Source organism: Streptacidiphilus sp. MAP12-16, assembly GCF_041262165.1.
In the GTDB taxonomy this organism is placed as follows: domain Bacteria; phylum Actinomycetota; class Actinomycetes; order Streptomycetales; family Streptomycetaceae; genus Streptacidiphilus.
Window position 1 is genome coordinate 1 of the sequence record NZ_JBGCBY010000087.1, and the last position, 1,066, is coordinate 1,066.

Genomic DNA, 1,066 nt, shown 5'->3' on the forward strand with positions numbered 1-1,066 from the left:
TCATGACCCTGTGCGAAACCGGCACCCGCGGCCTGATAGCAGCAGCCTTCGGCCCTGTAGCCAGGGGCGAAACGTATTACGCACAGGAGCTGACCTCGAATCTGACCCCGGACATGCTGCTCCTGGCGGACCGCGCCTTCCACACCAACGATCTCCTCGCACAGATCGCCCGCCGCGGCACACAGTTCCTGGTGCGCTGCACCAGTCGTCGGCACCCGCCGGTCCTGGCCCTATTGCCCGACGGTTCCTACCTCACACGCATCGCCGGGCTCACCCTGCGCGTGATCGAGGCCGAGATCCAGACCCGCACCGCCGACGGCACCACTTTCGGCGACACCTACCGGCTGCTGACCACGCTCACCGACCACCGCACCGACCCCGCCCACCGGCTCGTCGGCCTCTACCACGAGCGCTGGGAGATCGAGTGTGCCTACCTGGCCCTACGTCACACACTACTCAAGGGCCGCGTCCTACGCTCAAAGGATCCCGCCGGACTCACCCAGGAACTATGGGGACTGCTCACCCTCTACCAAGCCCTACGATCAGCCATGGTCACGGCCGTGGAGACCCAACCCGGTGCCGACCCGGACCGCGCCGCCTTCACCGTCGCTCTGGAAGCCGCCCGCGACACCATCGCGCTCATCGCCGGTCCAACAGCGACCACCGGAGACCACACCCAGGCCTACCTGGTCGGACACATCGGCACTTGCCTCCTGCGCGCAATGCTCCCCAAACGCCGCCCGCGGACCTCAGCCCGTGTCGCCAAACGCGGGATCTCCCGCTACCACACCTGGAACCGCGATCCACGCCCCCGCGGCAGCACACCCATCACCGCCGTCGACGTCACCGTCCACCCACCCGTGCTCCCCACCACACGCGATCCGACCCGGGAAGCCTCCAGCCCCTGGGACCAACTCTGCGAGGTTCTTGCCGCGCACGACAACCAACCCATGCACGCCCGCGACCTCGCCCACCACCTGGGACTTACTGTGCGCCGATCCATCCAGAACCTCACCTCCCAGCTATGCCTTTGGACCCGCCACAGCCTGCTGACCCGCACAGCACC

General features: G+C 67.5%; 1 protein-coding gene. It reads left to right on the forward strand.

Annotation, left to right across the window (positions count from 1 at the left end; all coding sequences use genetic code 11):
- Positions 1-2 precede the first annotated feature (2 nt).
- On the forward strand, positions 3-1,066 hold a 1,064-nt coding region (locus ABIA33_RS38070; protein ID WP_370088834.1), incomplete at its 3' end, for a transposase.